Origin of the sequence: Blastococcus sp. KM273129 (genome assembly GCF_021698995.1) — a bacterium.
Classification (GTDB): domain Bacteria; phylum Actinomycetota; class Actinomycetes; order Mycobacteriales; family Geodermatophilaceae; genus Blastococcus.
The window spans coordinates 65,884-79,838 of sequence record NZ_SSXB01000002.1; the positions used below are offsets into that span (position 1 = coordinate 65,884).

Here is a 13,955-nt window from a genome sequence, read left to right on the forward strand (position 1 = left end):
AGCACCCGGGCGACTGGGCGGACCCCGACGGAGGCGCACCGGCCCGCTGCCAACCAGTGGCCCGTCCGGGCCTCGACGAGCGCAGGGCCGTCGAACGGCAGCCCCCTCGGAGCCGTCACCGGGGTGCCGCTTCACACCGTTCCGGGGCGGCGAGCGAGCCACCGGGGGCGCTCCGCCTCGTCGTCCCTCTCCCGGTACTCACGGCTGATCGCGATCGCCGTGCGGCGGGCGCGCTGACCGGCGGCGGCGAGCAGCCCGGGCCGCATCCCGAAGTTGACGAACCGGAGACCCGGCAGCGCGGGCTGCTCGTCCTGGGCCACCGGGAGACCGTCGCCGTCCAGCACGTCGAGGTCGCCCACCAGCGGCTCGAGCCCGGGGCGCAGGCCCGTGGCAGCGATCACCGCGTCCACCCGCAGGCTGCTGCCGTCGGCCAGGTGCACGCGGTCGCGGCTCAGCCGTTCGACCGCCGCCACCACCCGGATCCGGCCGGCCCGCAGGTCGTCCACGACCTCGCGGTCGACGATGGCCGGCCCGGCGTCGAGCGGCCGGCGCTGGCGGGTGAACGGCCCCTCGTCCGGTGCGGGCAGGCCGACGTCGGTGAGGTCGCCGATGGTGCGCCGCTGCAGCGGCCGCACGGCCGCATCGGCCACCCGTGGTGGCAGCCGGCGCAGCAGGTGCACCGCCGGGTCTCCGGGCATCCCGGCCACGGCGCGGGGCAGGATGTTCGGGGGCCTCCGCACCGACAGCCAGACGCTGCGGGCGCCACCGCGCGCCAGGTCGTGCGCGATCTCCAGCCCCGACGAGCCGGCCCCCGCCACGAGCACATCGCATCCCGTGAACGGGGCCGGGTCCCCGTATCCGGTGGAGTGCAGAGCGCGGATCGAGGATCGTTCCGCGCCCCACTCCGAGGGCACGCACCCGCGGGACAGCAGCCCGGTGGCGACGACGACCTCGCCGGTGCGGCGGTCGCCGTGGTCGGTGACGACCCGCCACTGGCCGCGATCGTCGGTCACCCGCCGCACGCGGACGCCCGTGCGGACGTCGATCCCGGCCGCGGCGGAGTACGCCTCGAGGTAGGCGATCACGTCGTCCCGGCCCGGGAACGTGCCGGCCTGGCGGGGCATGCGCATCCCCGGTAACCCGGAGAAGGTACGGCCGCTGTTCAGCCGGAGCCCCCGGTAGCGCCCGCGCCACGCGGCGCCGACGCCGTCCCCCTGCTCGAGGACGACGGCCGGCACCCCGCGGCGGCCGAGGCCGGCCGCGGTGGCCAGACCGGTCGGCCCGGCCCCGATCACCACGACCGGCAGCGTCTCCTCGGACTCGGTACCTGCTGTGCCGCTCCTCATCACCGATGACCTCTCGCCGGTCGGACTGCCTGCGGTGAGTCCGCAACCGCCTCGCGCACCGCGTCGGCGACGGCGCGCGGTCGGTCGAGGACGGCGAAGTGCCCGGCCCGCTCGATCCGGACGGTGCGCAGCGTCGGCCGGCGGCGCTGCATGTCGGCGTGCAGCTGCGCGTACCAGGGACCGCTGTCCTCGGCCAGCAGCCAGGTCAGCGGGACGGGGCAGGCCGCGACGTCGCCGGCCCTCACGTGGTGCATCAGGATGCCGCTGGGATGCGGGTTCAGCTCGGCGAGCATGGCGTCCGCGCAGTTCAGCAGGTCTCCGCGGACCTCGGCCGGTGCGTCGTCGAAGGAGTTGCCGCCGGAGCGCCGGGTGCTCACCCAGCGGAAGAAGTGCGCCGCGGCCTCGCGGCGTCGACCCCGTGCCTGGCGGATCTTGGCGCCGAGGAGAGCGGGGACCAGCCCGTTCCACGGCCTGCGCAGGCCGTGGAAGGGCGCCTCCAGCACCACGACGGACCAGACCAGGTCCGGCCGCTGCGCGGCCAGGGCCAGCGCGAGGTTGCCACCACTGCTCCAGCCGAACAGCGTGGCCGGCGTGCGTGCCACGCGTTCCAGCACCGCGGCCAGGTCAGCCACGTGCCGTCGGGCATCGGCAGTGGGACTGCCTCCGGACCGCGGGAACCCGCGGCGGTCGTACCGGATGACCCGGTGCTCCTGGGCGAGCATCCCGGGCACGGATCCCCACGCCGCCGGCCCGGTCGCCGCACCGTGCACGAGGACGATCGGGGCGCCGGATCCCTGCTCGTCGTAGGCCAGACGGGCGCCGTCGAGCCAGAGCATCTCCGTGGTCATCGCGGGTCCACCCCCAGCGCGACCAGCGTGTCCTCCCCCACCGTCCAGGCGTCGTGCCCAGGGGGGATGCGGACGGCGTCGCCGGGTCCGCTCTCCAGCTCTTCGCCGTCGTCCATCCGGGTCCCCATCCGTCCGGACACCACGAAGAGCACGTGGTCCTCCTGGCATCTCCCCGTGCCCTCGAGCGGTCCGACGTGCTGTGAGTAGCGCCAGCCGGGTCCGGCGGTCAGCTTCCACGCCGTGTACTCGCCGACGGCCCCCCAGGCGAGGTGGCCGTGCTCGAACTCCTGCACGGATCCGGCGCCGGTGTCCAGGTTCGTGTGCTCCAGCATGCGTCCTCCCATGGATCCGGATGCGCATCCTCGGCTCCCCGCAGGATCAGCCGGGTGGGATGTTGTGGTTGACGTGGAAGAGGTTCTCGGGGTCGTACCGCCGCTTGACCTCGACCAGCCGTCCGTACTTGGCGGGGCCGAAGACGGTGCGTGGGTCGACGGCCCGATGGCCGGCGGTCTCCTGCCCCTGGAAGTTCAGGTACTGGCCGCCGGTGGCGAACTCGTCCATGTCCGCGGACAGGCCGCGGACGAAGGCGACCCGGTCGCCGTCGGCTGCGGCGTCGTCCCAGAAGCCGTACACGTTGAGCCAGAAGCGAGCCGCTCGGTTCGGGAACGCCGTGGCGTCCTCGGGCACGCGGCCGAAGGCGCCACCGAGGTGGTGGACGTCGAAGGCCGTGCCGGTCCAGGTCTGCTCGCGGCCACGCCGGGTGAGGACGTCGATCACCTCGGCGTCGAGCCGGTCGAAGGAGGCGTTGCGCCAGTAGGCACGGACGCCCTTCGGCACCAGCCCGTCGAGGACCGACTGCCAGTCGACCCACCGGTTGTCCGCGATCTCCTCCTGGTCCGGCGGCGCCAGCTCGCGCAACCGCCCGACGACGGCCTCACCGACCGCCCGGTCGGGCGAGGACCAGGCGAACCCGACGACCAGGAGCGGATCGCTCCCCATCTCCATGGCCGGTGGCGGCGTCAGGGTCGTCGTGATCATGGTCATCTCGTCGGGCAGGTCCCGCGTCCACCGCTCCAGCGCCGCCCAGGCCTCGGGCCAGCGGTCCTGGCCGTACACCAGGTTGCCGCTGAAGACCTCCGGCCCGTGCCGGTGGGCACGGAAGGTGAAGGCGGTGACGACGCCGAAGTTGCCGCCGCCCCCGCGGAGGGCCCAGAAGAGGTCGGCGTGCTCCTCGGGCCCGGCTGTCAGCAGCTCGCCGTCGGCGGTGACGAGCTCGGCGGACAGCAGGTTGTCGGCGGTCAGCCCGTGGGGCCGGGTCAGCCAGCCGACCCCACCGCCGAGGGTCAGCCCGCCGACCCCGGTGGCGGACACCACGCCCAGCGGCACCGCCAGCCCGTAGGGCGCGGTCGCGGCGTCGACGTCGGCCAGGGTCGATCCCCCCTCGACCCGGACGGTCGCGCTGTCCGGGTCGACCGACACCCCGTTCAGGTCGCCGAGGTCGAGCACGATCCCGTCATCCACGGTCCCGTTGCCCGCCACGTTGTGACCGCCGCCCCGGACGGCCAGGTCCAGCCGGTGGTCCCTCGCCGCGCCGATCGTCGAGACGACGTCGTCGACGTCGGCCACCCGGACCACCGCGGAAGGACGCCGGTCGATCATCGCGTTCCAGACCGCGCGGGCCTCGTCGTACCCCGGATCCCCCGGAGCGGCCACGGCGCCGTCCAGCCGTCGACGGAGGAGGTCCACGTCGTCCTGCACGAGTCGCGTCGGAGACATGGCCCCTACCCCTCGGAGTGGACGACGTCCAGGTTGCGGAACACCGGCTCGCCGTCGCACAGGGCGGCGAACTCACGGGACATCGCGTCGGTCTCGGCTCGCTGGGAGTTCTGCATGGCCGCGTCGTACGACGGGAACCGGACGATCAACCGCCAGGCACCGGGATCGTCGCGGTCGGTGCACAACCACGTCGCGTCGGCCGTGCCGTTGCCGGTCGCATCGCCCGACCACCGCCGAGCGAGCTCGAGGAGCTCCTCCCGGCGGGACGTGCGGAATTCGATGAGCTGGATGTACATCTGTCTCTCCCTTCTGCCGAGCGCCCTGGCTGTCAGAGGACATCGAGGGCCGTCTCGATCGGCAGCGGATCGGCCGGCGGGTCGCGCACCGGCGAGGGCTCCGCGGACGGACCGGCACAGCTCCTCGAGCTGTCCACGGGTGGAGCTCCCCCGTGTCGCACGTCCCGTCCTGCCACCGGCTGCGGGCGCGGAACGTGGAGGCGCCCAGGCCCGGGTCCTCCTCGATGGCCTGGGCCGTCCCGGTCAGCGCCCGGACGTCGATCCCCATGTCGATCCCGTGGTGGTCACGGTGTCCTCCCTGTCGGCCGGGACAGCAGTCCGGAAAGGACCGCCTGCCACCAACGTAGGAACGACGCCGGACCGGCACATCGGTATCTGCACGGGCATCGGGCCGGGCGCGCACGGGCTTCGCGGCCGCGGATACCTAGAACAGATCGGCGTCGGCGGTGCGTGCGACCGCCTCGGCGCGGGTGGTGACGCCCAGCTCGGTGGAGCTCCCGGCCACGTGGTGCACGACGGTTCGTGGTGACGGGTGCAGCACCGCGGCGATGCCGGCCTCGCTCCGGCCTCCCCGGACCGGGGTCACCCCCTCGAGCTCCCGGTCGGTGAGGTGAACGGGGGTGGTCCGGGTCGACCGGAGCGGTCCGCGTGGCACGGTCGGTCCGACCGCGCGATCGCGGTGATCGCGAGGACTAGGCCGACCCACCCTGCAGATGGCGGACGACCTCCTCGAGTTCGGCGGTCGGCGAGACGTCGAGGTACTCGCAGTCCTCCAGTGCTTCCGGTGCGTGCCCGGGCGCCCAGTAGAAGGCCTGCCCGGCCTCGTAGGTGGAGTCGCCGTCCTTGGTGTGCATGCGCAGCCGGCCCGAGATCATGTAGCCCCAGTGCGGGCACGGGCAGAGGTCACCGGGCAGGCCGGCCAACGCCGGCCGGAGGTCCGTGCCGGCGGGGACCCGGACCCACGCGATCGTGTTCTCGCCGGCCTCGTCCTTCCGGAACTCGAGACCGTCCCCCTCGATGGCCATGGGCAGGTCCGTGCGGTTGATGACGCGCATGTCGTCTCCTCGGTTCGGGTGCCGCGGCGGGCACCGGGTCAGGGCTGGATGTTCTGGTTCAGGCGGAACACGTTGTCGGGGTCGTAGCGACGCTTCACCTCCCGGAGGCGGGGGTGGTTGGCGCCGTAGTTGGCGTCGGCGCGCACCTGGTCGTCGGCCGAGGCGAAGTTGACGTATCCCCCGGCCTCGGAGTGCGGTGCGATCGCCGCGTGGTAGTCGCGGACCCACGCGGTGTTGCGCTCGTTGTCGGCCGGGTCGGGCCACATGCCGGCGATGACCGGCGCGAACGAGGCGTCGCGGTGCCCGAACGCCGTCGCGTCCGCCGCCACGTCGTGGACGGCGCCGTCGATGGGGTACAGGTGCACCGTCGAGTTCACCGTGGGCACCCTCGGCCCGTGCTCCATGTGCGCGGCGATCGCGTCGTCGGTCAGCTCGCGCACGAAGGCGGCCTTCCAGTAGTGCTGGAGACCCGGCGGGACGAGCCCGTCGAAGGCGCTGTTGAGCGCCGCGTACGGCATCTCACCGACGTGCTCGGCCACCGGACGGGCCACCTCGCGGAAGCCGTCGATGATCCGCTCGCCCTCGGCCGCGGAGCCGGTCCAGCAGGACACCACGGCGACGAACGGCTCACCGACCCGGTTCTCCGGCACGAACGGCAGCGGCGGCGCGATCTGGAAGGCAGGGAAGCCGCCGTACTCGCGCGGCGCCGTCCGGATGAACTCCCGGAAGTACCTCAGGATCGCCGGACCGTCGGACAGCTCGAAGAACATCGGTCCGCCGTAGATGGCAGTCACCGGGTGCAGCCGGAAGGTGAACCGGGTCACCACGCCGAAGTTGCCGCCGCCTCCTCGCAGTGCCCAGAACAGGTCCGGGTGCTCGGATTCGTTGGTCGTCACCACCGCTCCGTCGGCGGTCACCACCTCGGCCTCGACGACGTTGTCGCAGGACAGCCCGTAGCCGCGGCACAGGTAGCCGATGCCACCACCGAGGGTCAGGCCGCCGACCCCCGTCGTGGAGACGATGCCGCCGGTCGTGGCCAGACCGTGCGCGGCGGTGACGTCGTTGAAGCGGCCCCAGGTGGTGCCGCCCCCGGCCGTGGCGGTGCGCATCGCGTCGTCGACGTCGACCGACTGCATCCCGGACAGGTCCGCGACGACCGCGTCGTCCGCCGTGCCGAATCCGGGCACGCTGTGCCCGCCGCCGCGCACGGCCAGCAGGCTGCCGCTCTCGGCGGCGCAGCGCACGGTGGCCACGACGTCGGCCGTGCTCGCGCACCGGACCACGACCGCCGGATGTGCGTCGATCATGGCGTTGTAGACGTGCCGGGCCTCCTCGTAGCCCTCGTCCCCCGGCCGGATGACCGGTCCGCTCACCCGCGCCGACAGACTGTCGAGTGCTGGCATGGCCATGACTCCTCCTCGAGGTGTGGGACCTCGACGCTAGGGACGGGGGCCTCGCCCCACATGACCAGATGTGCGCGACCCGCCCGGCGGATCCGCATGGTCAGTTCTGGCCATCGACGCCGGCGCGGGTCGGGGCTAGCGTCGGGTTCGTGTCCGGTTGGGCGCCACCTCCGCTGCCGGCGCGCTGGTCGGCAGCAGCGCGCCCGTCCTTCGTCGGCCGCTGGGCGGAACTGGCCACCCTGGAGGAGGTCTGGTCGGCGGTCCGCGCCGGGAGCCGCCAGGTGGTGTTCGTCGGCGGAGAACCGGGGGCCGGCAAGTCCCGCCTGCTGGCCGAGGTCGCGACGGCGCTGCACCGCCACGGCGCCGCGGTGCTCGTCGGCACCTGCGCCGCAGAGTTCGGTCCTCCCTACCAGCCGTTCGACGCTCCCCTCGGTGCGCTGCTGGGCACGCGGGAGGACCGCCGGCACGACGAACGGCTGTCGACCCTGGCCGGGCGCAGCCCACCGGAGGACGCCGACGCTCCCTCGCACGCACACCGACGGACGCTGTACGACGCAGCGGTGGATGCCGTCTGCGACGTCGCCGCCCGGCAGCCGCTGGTCCTGGCGCTGGAGGACCTGCACTGGGCCGGGCCGTCGTCCCTGCAGTTGCTCAGCCACCTCGTCGAGCGGACCGCGGACCACCCGGTGCTCCTGCTGGCCACCCACCGCACCACGGCTCCGGACCGGTCCGCGGGCCTGGTCCGCACCGTGGCCCAGTTGCACCGGCTGGACGGCGTCCGCCGGCTCGACCTGGCCGGGCTGGCCGCCGAGGACATCGCGCAGTACCTCGTGCAGGAGGGCCACCTGTCCCCGCGTGCGGCACGCCGTGCCGCCACGGTGCTCCGGGACCAGACCGGCGGCAACCCGTTCTTCCTGCGGGAGTTGTGGCGGGACCACTCCGCGCGGATCGGGTCCGGCCCCTACCCGGAGATCCGCCGGGCGCCGGCCTCGGTCCGCGACTCCGTCCTCGACCGGCTGGAGCGGCTCACGGCACCGGGCCGGCAAACCGTCGAGCTGGCCGCGGTCATCGGCGAGGACGTCGACGTCGCGACCGTTCTCGTGGCGGCGGAGTGGAGCCGGCAGACCACCCTGGCGGGGCTCGACGAGGCTGTCTCGTTCGGGTTGCTCGAACCCGTGCCCCCGACCGACGACGTGCTGCGCTTCCCCCACGCGCTGTCCCGCCAGGCGGTGCTGGACCTGATGCCGGCCTCGCGGCGGCTGAACCTGCATGCGGCGGTCGCACGTGCGGTCGAGTCCACGGTCCCGGCCTCCGAGCGGCGTACCCGGCAGCTGGCCTTCCACTACGCGCAGGCGCGCGCCCTCGGCCATGCCGGGAAGGCCGTGCGGTACCTCACCGCAGCCGCCCGGTCGGCGGTGCGCGGCCTGGCCCACGAGGACGCCGCGGCATGGTTCGAGCAGGCTGCGGCCCTGATCGACGACGGCACGGAGCGCAACCGGCTGCTGCTGGCGGCCGCCGACAGCCACCTCCTGGCCGGGGACTTCGCCCACGCCCGCGCTCTCGCGGAGCAGGTGGCGCTCGACGAGGTGGACGCCGGGGAGCGGCTGGCCGGTGCCGTGCTGTTCGAGGACGCCTCCTGGCGCCCCGGCCTGCCCGGACACCGTGCGGTGCAGCTGCTCGCCGACGCCCTGGCGGGGATCGCACCGGACCCCGACGATCCCCGCTACGTCCGCGGCCTGGCGAGCCTGGGCCGGGCCCTGGCCTTCACCGGCGCCACGGAGCAGGCCGGCACGGTAGGACGGCGGGCGATCACGCTGGCCCGGGCCCACGACGACGAGCACCTGCTGGCGGACGCGCTGCAGGCCAGTCTCTGGAACGGCCTGCGCCCGCAGGACGCCCCGGACAAGTTCGCTCGTGCGGGAGAGCTGTCCCGGCTGGCCCACCGGACCGGCGCCCTGGGACACCTGGGCCCGGCGGCCTACTACCGGGGGGTCATCTCCTACCTCCAGGGGGAACCGGCGGCCCTCGTCCAGGCCCACGACGACCTGGCCCGGGTGGCCCGGGGCACCGGCCAGACCTTCTTCGACTACATGGCCGGCTGCATGAGCTACGCCCGGGAGTTCATGGCCGGGGAGTTCGCCGCGGCGCACCGCACGTGCGGCCTCCTGCTCGAGCTGGGCACGTCGTTCGGCAGCGACGACACCGAGGGCCCGTGCGCGGTGCAGAGCTACATGATCCGGCGGGAGAGCGGGGAGATCGAACAGGTCCGGGCGCTGATCACCGGCGCTGAACGGCCGGAGGACCACTGGGCGCCGGGCCTGCTGGCCCTGTACACCGAGCTGGAGATGGTCGGTCCCACGACGCGGCTCCTGGGCTGGCTGCTCGACGGCCGCCTGGCTCCGCACCGGGACTCGGCCCAGTGGCCTTGCGTCCTGGCCTACGCGGTCGAGGCGGCGCTGTTCCTCGGGGACGAATCCGCCGCGAGAGCGCTGCGGCCGATGGTGGCCGAGTACGCCGGCACCAACCTCGTCGCCGGGCAGTTCGTCGCCGTGTTCGGGAGCGCCGACCGTTTCCTCGGCGCTCTGGAGTCGCTGCTGGGCGGTCCGCGAGCGGCGGATCTGCTGGCCGCGGCGCTGGACATGGACAGCCGGATGGGCGCCACGGTGCACCAGGCGCACACCCTGGCGGCGCAGGTGGCACACGCCCGACGCATCGGCGCCGCCCCCCGCACCGTGGAGGAGCTCGTCGAACGGACCCGGGAGCTGGCAGAGCCGCTCGGGCTCCGGCGGGTGCTGCGGCTGCTCGGCGGATCGCCGTCTCGCGGGCCGGGCCGTGGGACCGCCGGGCTGACCTCCCGGGAGACCGAGGTGCTGCAACTGCTCGGGGAGGGCCTCCCCAACCGGGAGATCGCCCAACGGCTGGTCATCAGCGAGAACACCGCCGCGAACCACGTCCGCAGCATCCTGATCAAGACCGGGTCCGGGAACCGGACCCAGGCGGCGATGTTCGCCGCCGCCCACGGAATGCTCGACTAGCCCGCCGGCCTCCCATGGGACCCGCCCCGGCCGGTCAGAGGGGTGCCATCGAGCCGTCCGGCCGCACGGTCGCGGTCATCTCCACGATGACGTTCGCAGGCAGCCCGGCGCGTGCAGCGGCGCGGCGGATCGCCTCGGCCGAGGGCGCCTCGTACAGGCAGTACGTCTTCCGCTTGTCTGCGGAGAGGAACGAGTAGAGCCACTCGACACCTTCGTCGGCGTTGATGCGGTTGACGCCGTCCGCATCGTCGGCCGTGAGGTCGAGGTCGTCGACGTACCGGCGTTCGATCATGAAGACAGGCATCGGTCGGACCCTTCGACGGGACCCCGACCGTACTCGCCGTCGCCCGCCCGGAACCCGACGCCGCTTCCGGTCCGGCGATCCGGCGTCCGGCCTCCGACAGGCGACGGCTCCCGCTCGACCGCTTCGTCGACGCATGTGTCGGTCCAGCAGCACCCCGGTCAGCAGCGCTGAGCGCATCGCAGCCCGGCAGATCGTCGGCGGCGTCGTCCTGGCCGACGCGGAGGGTCGGCACGTCGCCGGTCCTGCCGCACCGTGCATCGAGACGGTCCCGAGGGGCACCGTCGCCCTTCGGGCCGCAGCCGACCGCCGTCAGCCGCACGGCGTCGGGACGGTCCCGGACGCGGTGCAGCGCATAACCTGCGGGAGATGCAGCGGACGTGGACGAGCCCGGCACGCTGGTGGGTGCTGGCTGCCGCCGTCGTCATCGGAGCAGGCGCGGCCGTCGCGGGTCTCTGGTGGACGAGCGCCGGCATGGCCGTCCTGGTCGTCGGTCACCTCGCCGGCATCGTCCACCAGCGACGTCGAGCGGCTCGCGAGGAGCCCCCCGCGAGCCCATGACCCGGTCCGGGCTCCCGTGCTCTGGGCGCCGCCGACGGAAGCGGGCACGAGGGCGCGGTGCGCCGGTTCGACCGGGGTGCTTGCTGCACCGCCCGGGTCCCGTGGCACAGCCCGATGCCCGTCGCTAGCGTCGACCGTGGTTCCCGAGCCGGAGGAGTTGCCATGACCACCTCGTCGCACCAGATCCACGAGGACCACGCCCACGCCCACTCTGCGGACTGCGGGCACGCCGCGGTCGAGCACGAGGGGCACGTCGACTACCTGCACGACGGGCACCTGCACCACGTGCACGACGGCCACGTCGACGAGTGCGACGGCCAGGTGCACGCCGTCGACGGGGCCCATGACCACCAGCACGGGGACGGCTGCGGCCACGCGACCGTGCAGCACGGCGACCACGTGGACTTCGTGCACGGCGCGCACCGCCACGCGCCGCACGGCGACCACTACGACGAGCACTGACCCCGTCGCGGACGACGACGTCCGCGAGCGGGGATCACGCACGGCCTCGGACCGAGGAGCGTGAGCACGGCGCCGGCGCTGCTCCGCCCGGGACGCCGGTGCACAGCGCCTGTCCGGGCAACCCGGCGCCCCGCGGCGGGCGTTGGTCCTGACGGGCCCCGCCGAAGGGCCCTTACCCCCTGTCCGGGTCGGTGACCAGGCTGGGGGATGCCCTCCTCGGAACGGACGTTGCCCGCCCCGAGCGGTCAGCACCACGAACTCCCGGTGCACGAGGTCGTGCTGCTGCTCGACACCGACCACGAGCGCGGGCTCGAGTCCGGGGAAGCCGCCCGCCGGCTCCAGCGGCAGGGCCCCAACGCCCTGCCGCCGATCCACCGGCGGGGTCCGCTCGTCCGCTTCCTGCTGCAGTTCCACCACCCGCTCGTCTACGTCCTGCTCGTCGCCGCGGTGGCGACGCTCCTGCTGGGCGAGGTAGTCGACGCCGTCGTCATCCTCGGCGTGGTCCTGATCAACGCGGCGATCGGCTTCGTGCAGGAGGCGCGGGCGGAGCACGCCCTGGACGCGCTGATGGCGATGGTGCGCACCCGGGCGACCGTCGTCCGGAGCGGGACCCGGCTCCGCGTCCCCTCCGAGGATCTCGTGCCCGGCGACCTGGTGGTGCTGGAGGCCGGCGACCGGGTACCGGCGGACCTGCGGTTCCTCAGCGCGCACGAGCTGCAGGTCGACGAGTCCGCGCTGACCGGGGAGTCGGTTCCGGCCGGGAAGGCACCCGTCACCCTGCCCGCGGATACCGCGCTGGCCGACCGGGCCAACATGGCCTACTCCAGCGGTCTGGTGACGCGTGGCCGCGGCCACGGGGTCGTGGTCGCCACGGGCGCCGACACCGAGATCGGCCGCATCCACCGGCTGGTCGGCGAGGCGGAGGTCCTGCAGACCCCGCTGACCCGCAAGATCGGCCGGTTCAGCCGGATCCTGACGGCGGCCATCACCGGGCTGGCGCTGCTGGCATTCGTGGGCGGCACGGCGCGCGGCGAGTCGGCCGGCCAGATGCTCACTGCGGCGGTGGCGCTGGCCGTCGGGGCCATCCCCGAGGGCCTGCCGGCGGTGGTGACGATCACGCTGGCCATCGGGGTGGCGCGGATGGCCCGGCGACGGGCGGTCATCCGCCGCCTACCGGCGGTGGAGACCCTGGGCAGCACCACCGTCATCTGCACGGACAAGACGGGCACGCTGACGGCGAACGCCATGACCGTCTCGACCATCGTGGCGGGCCGGCGGAGCTACGCGGTCTCCGGGACCGGGTACGCGGCCGACGGCGACGTCCGCGACGACGCCGGGCGGGCCGAGCCGGGCAGCCACCCGGCGCTCCGGGAGTGCCTGGTCGCCGGGGCCCTGTGCAACGACACCCGGCTGGTCGGGGACGCCGGCAGGCGCGAGGTCGCCGGCGACCCCACGGAGGCGGCGCTGCTGGTCGCCGCCGAGAAGGCCGGCCTGGACCTGGACGGCCTGCGGCACCGGCTTCCCCGGGTCGGCGCGGTGCCCTTCGACTCCGATCGCCGCTACATGGCCACGCTCCACCGCGACGCCGGGTCCGGCCGGGTCGTCGCGTACGTCAAGGGAGCCGTCGAGCGGCTGCTGGACATGGCCGCCGACGAGCTGTGCGACGACGGGTCGGCATCGCCGGTCGACGTCGACGCGGTGCACGCCCGCGCCGACGAGCTCGCCGGGCAGGGCCTCCGGGTGCTGGCGATGGGCCGGGTCGAGCTGCCTGCGGGCACCACCGCGCTCACCGAGCAGCTGCTCGACGGCACCGTCACCCTGCTCGGCCTCCAAGCGATGCTCGACCCGCCGCGCCCCGAGGCGATCACCGCCGTCGCCGCCTGCCGCGACGCCGGCATCCAGGTCACGATGATCACCGGCGACCACGCCGGCACCGCCCGCGCCATCGCCGAGCGCTTCGGGCTGGGCTCCCCCACCCCGGCCGTGGTCACCGGCACCGAGCTGGCCGCCTGCCCGGAGGAGGAGCTGCCGGAGCTGGTCAGCAGCACGACGGTCTTCGCGCGGGTCAGCCCCGAGCAGAAGCTGCGGCTGGTGCAGACCCTCCAGGCCCTCGGCCACGTGGTGGCGATGACCGGCGACGGGGTCAACGACGCGCCGGCGCTGCGCCGGGCGGACATCGGCGTCGCGATGGGCCTGAGCGGGACCGAGGTGGCGAAGGAGGCCGCCGACATGGTCCTCACCGACGACGACTTCGCCTCGATCGAGGCCGCCGTGGAAGAGGGGCGCGGTGTCTTCGACAACCTGCGGAAGTTCATCACCTTCATCCTGCCGACCAGCATCGGGCAGGGCCTGGTCATCCTCGTGGCGATCGCGCTGGCCACCACCCTGCCGATCCTGCCCGTCCAGGTGCTCTGGGTGAACATGACCACCGCCGTGGCCCTCGGCCTGGTGCTGGCCTTCGAGCCGCTGGAGGCCGGGGTGATGCGCCGGCCGCCGGTGCCGCCCTCCCGTCCCCTGCTCACCGGGCCGCTCGCCGGACGCATCGTGCTGGTCTCGGCGCTGATGCTGGTGGGCGCGTTCGGGTTGTTCGAGTGGGCGCTGGCCCAGGGGGCGGGCGTCGAGGTCGCCCGCACCGTCGCGGTCAACGTGTTCGTCGTCGTCCAGGTGGCCTACCTGCTGAACTGCCGTTCGCTCGAGCGGCCGATGTGGCGGGTGGGAGTCGTCGTCTTCCTGGTCATCGAGGCCGAGAAGTGGCTGCGCGGGGCGCAGCGGCGGGCACCCGCTACCGTCGTCGGACCCCGCGACCCGTCGTGAACGAGGAGGACCGGGTGCCCGACGTCGCCCCCCGCCGGAACCGGCTGCAGGAACCCCA

13 protein-coding genes are annotated in these 13,955 nt (G+C 74.0%); 4 read left to right on the forward strand and 9 right to left on the reverse strand.

Annotation, left to right across the window (positions count from 1 at the left end; all coding sequences use genetic code 11):
• Nucleotides 1–131: 131 nt before the first annotated feature.
• The 8 genes from E9565_RS01370 to E9565_RS01405 form a co-directional block, all read right to left on the reverse strand.
• Nucleotides 132–1,346 (reverse strand): NAD(P)/FAD-dependent oxidoreductase, encoded by a 1,215-nt coding sequence (locus E9565_RS01370; RefSeq protein WP_236833904.1) that lies wholly within the window; start codon nt 1,344–1,346, stop codon nt 132–134.
• Nucleotides 1,346–2,194 carry an alpha/beta fold hydrolase gene (locus E9565_RS01375; protein WP_236833905.1) on the reverse strand — a complete coding sequence of 283 codons (849 nt, stop codon included), beginning with the start codon at nt 2,192–2,194 and terminating at the stop codon, nt 1,346–1,348. Before E9565_RS01375 ends, E9565_RS01370 begins: the two co-directional genes overlap by 1 nt.
• Nucleotides 2,191–2,526 carry a hypothetical protein gene (locus E9565_RS01380; protein ID WP_236825033.1) on the reverse strand — a complete coding sequence of 112 codons (336 nt, stop codon included), beginning with the start codon at nt 2,524–2,526 and terminating at the stop codon, nt 2,191–2,193. The genes E9565_RS01375 and E9565_RS01380 overlap by 4 nt, the downstream gene beginning before the upstream one ends.
• Before the next feature lie 46 nt (nt 2,527–2,572).
• The gene (locus E9565_RS01385) at nt 2,573–3,970 is read right to left on the reverse strand and encodes an FAD-binding oxidoreductase (RefSeq protein WP_236833906.1); all 1,398 of its coding nucleotides are present in this window, start codon (nt 3,968–3,970) and stop codon (nt 2,573–2,575) included.
• Nucleotides 3,971–3,975: 5 nt separating this feature from the next.
• The gene (locus tag E9565_RS01390) at nt 3,976–4,266 is read right to left on the reverse strand and encodes a hypothetical protein (protein ID WP_236825031.1); all 291 of its coding nucleotides are present in this window, start codon (nt 4,264–4,266) and stop codon (nt 3,976–3,978) included.
• 424 nt (nt 4,267–4,690) lie between these two features.
• Entirely contained in the window at nt 4,691–4,852 is a 162-nt protein-coding gene (locus tag E9565_RS01395) for a hypothetical protein (RefSeq protein ID WP_236833907.1), read from the reverse strand.
• 106 nt (nt 4,853–4,958) lie between these two features.
• The gene (locus E9565_RS01400) at nt 4,959–5,321 is read right to left on the reverse strand and encodes a hypothetical protein (RefSeq protein ID WP_236833908.1); all 363 of its coding nucleotides are present in this window, start codon (nt 5,319–5,321) and stop codon (nt 4,959–4,961) included.
• A gap of 38 nt (nt 5,322–5,359) precedes the next feature.
• Nucleotides 5,360–6,730 carry an FAD-binding oxidoreductase gene (locus tag E9565_RS01405; protein WP_236833909.1) on the reverse strand — a complete coding sequence of 457 codons (1,371 nt, stop codon included), beginning with the start codon at nt 6,728–6,730 and terminating at the stop codon, nt 5,360–5,362.
• Between the two features lie 143 nt (nt 6,731–6,873).
• On the opposite strand from E9565_RS01405, the gene E9565_RS01410 reads away from it, so the two are divergent.
• Nucleotides 6,874–9,759 (forward strand): AAA family ATPase, encoded by a 2,886-nt coding sequence (locus E9565_RS01410; RefSeq protein ID WP_236825027.1) that lies wholly within the window; start codon nt 6,874–6,876, stop codon nt 9,757–9,759.
• Nucleotides 9,760–9,793: 34 nt separating this feature from the next.
• Here the strand turns inward: E9565_RS01410 and E9565_RS01415 are convergent, their stop codons facing one another.
• Nucleotides 9,794–10,063: a nickel-binding protein gene (locus E9565_RS01415; RefSeq protein ID WP_236833910.1), complete on the reverse strand. Its 270-nt coding sequence runs from the start codon at nt 10,061–10,063 to the stop codon at nt 9,794–9,796.
• 366 nt (nt 10,064–10,429) lie between these two features.
• Here E9565_RS01415 and E9565_RS01420 point away from each other — a divergent pair, with 366 nt between their 5' ends.
• The 3 genes from E9565_RS01420 to E9565_RS01430 all read left to right on the forward strand — a co-directional run bounded on the left by E9565_RS01420 (nt 10,430) and on the right by E9565_RS01430 (nt 13,897).
• Nucleotides 10,430–10,621 (forward strand): hypothetical protein, encoded by a 192-nt coding sequence (locus E9565_RS01420; RefSeq protein WP_236825025.1) that lies wholly within the window; start codon nt 10,430–10,432, stop codon nt 10,619–10,621.
• A 162-nt stretch (nt 10,622–10,783) separates the two neighbouring features.
• A complete protein-coding gene (locus E9565_RS01425; protein WP_236825024.1) occupies nt 10,784–11,083 on the forward strand; it encodes a hypothetical protein in 300 nt (99 codons plus the stop codon).
• A gap of 264 nt (nt 11,084–11,347) precedes the next feature.
• Nucleotides 11,348–13,897, forward strand: a complete 2,550-nt coding sequence (locus E9565_RS01430) for an HAD-IC family P-type ATPase (protein WP_236833911.1) — start codon at nt 11,348–11,350, stop codon at nt 13,895–13,897.
• The last annotated feature ends 58 nt before the right edge of the window (nt 13,898–13,955 follow it).

What these genes read in the sequence shown, in the direction of transcription:
- E9565_RS01425 (WP_236825024.1), top strand. Translation starts at nt 10,784, where the DNA reads ATGACCACCTCGTCGCACCAGATCCACGAGGACCACGCCCACGCCCAC.
- E9565_RS01390 (WP_236825031.1), bottom strand. Translation starts at nt 4,266, where the DNA reads ATGTACATCCAGCTCATCGAATTCCGCACGTCCCGCCGGGAGGAGCTC.
- E9565_RS01370 (WP_236833904.1), bottom strand. Translation starts at nt 1,346, where the DNA reads ATGAGGAGCGGCACAGCAGGTACCGAGTCCGAGGAGACGCTGCCGGTC.
- E9565_RS01415 (WP_236833910.1), bottom strand. Translation starts at nt 10,063, where the DNA reads ATGCCTGTCTTCATGATCGAACGCCGGTACGTCGACGACCTCGACCTC.
- E9565_RS01380 (WP_236825033.1), bottom strand. Translation starts at nt 2,526, where the DNA reads ATGCTGGAGCACACGAACCTGGACACCGGCGCCGGATCCGTGCAGGAG.
- E9565_RS01375 (WP_236833905.1), bottom strand. Translation starts at nt 2,194, where the DNA reads ATGACCACGGAGATGCTCTGGCTCGACGGCGCCCGTCTGGCCTACGAC.
- E9565_RS01405 (WP_236833909.1), bottom strand. Translation starts at nt 6,730, where the DNA reads ATGGCCATGCCAGCACTCGACAGTCTGTCGGCGCGGGTGAGCGGACCG.
- E9565_RS01420 (WP_236825025.1), top strand. Translation starts at nt 10,430, where the DNA reads ATGCAGCGGACGTGGACGAGCCCGGCACGCTGGTGGGTGCTGGCTGCC.
- E9565_RS01385 (WP_236833906.1), bottom strand. Translation starts at nt 3,970, where the DNA reads ATGTCTCCGACGCGACTCGTGCAGGACGACGTGGACCTCCTCCGTCGA.
- E9565_RS01400 (WP_236833908.1), bottom strand. Translation starts at nt 5,321, where the DNA reads ATGCGCGTCATCAACCGCACGGACCTGCCCATGGCCATCGAGGGGGAC.